The sequence below is a fragment of the Paenibacillus sp. P4_E11 genome, assembly GCF_056401635.1.
Window position 1 is genome coordinate 1 of sequence record NZ_JBFUIX010000641.1, and the last position, 730, is coordinate 730.

The 730-nt window shown below is 42.2% G+C and carries 1 protein-coding gene; it reads right to left on the reverse strand.

Translation table 11 applies throughout. The features are described 5' to 3' along the window. Positions 1–124 precede the first annotated feature (124 nt). Entirely contained in the window at positions 125–580 is a 456-nt protein-coding gene (locus AC1DWB_RS36635; protein WP_477545951.1) for a GNAT family N-acetyltransferase, read from the reverse strand. Between the last annotated feature and the right edge of the window lie 150 nt (positions 581–730).

Consider the following 730-nt stretch of genomic DNA (forward strand, 5'->3'; position numbering starts at 1 on the left):
CTTCTGAATAATATAAGACTTCCGGGTCTTGATACCATGGAGCGGCTAAGAGGATGTCGTCAGGTAGCACAACTGAACGTATCCGAACATTCCCTTCTTGCATGAACATAACCTCCCCCACTCCCTATATATCTTGAGATAGTCGAATCATGTCCCTACACGGTATACCATTCTCAAAAATTTCTTCTGGATAGTGTCTGATGAAAAAGTCTACATCTACACCAACAATTCGAAAGCCACATTTTTGATAAAGAGCTAGTTGTCCTAAGCTTGAGTTTCCAGTACCTATTTCAATTGTAGTATACCCACTAGACTTGGCTGTTTGAATGGCATCCATTACTAACTGTTTTCCAATGCCTCTACCGTGCAACTCTTCCGCAACTGCAATGTTCACCAATTCCACTGTCGCAGGTCTTGTAGGAAGCAATACATACACTCCAATGATTATTTGCTCTGTACTTTCTGCTACAAAACATTGCCCCCTTGCCACATATTCCTCAACATATTTGTGAGAAGGGTCGGCTAATAACAACAACTCCATGGGAGGGGTTTCATCTGTTTGTAATTCCCTTATTTGCATACGTTCTCCTCTAGTAAGAATGTATTTTCTCTATATTTTCATCAGGCAGCTAATTAGCCTCGGGGTTAACTGGCTCGGTTGTCCTCCAGCCTTCGGGAGGATTGGTAACGAACTTGGTTCGGTCAATGGGTTTGTCGAATTCAATGGAAT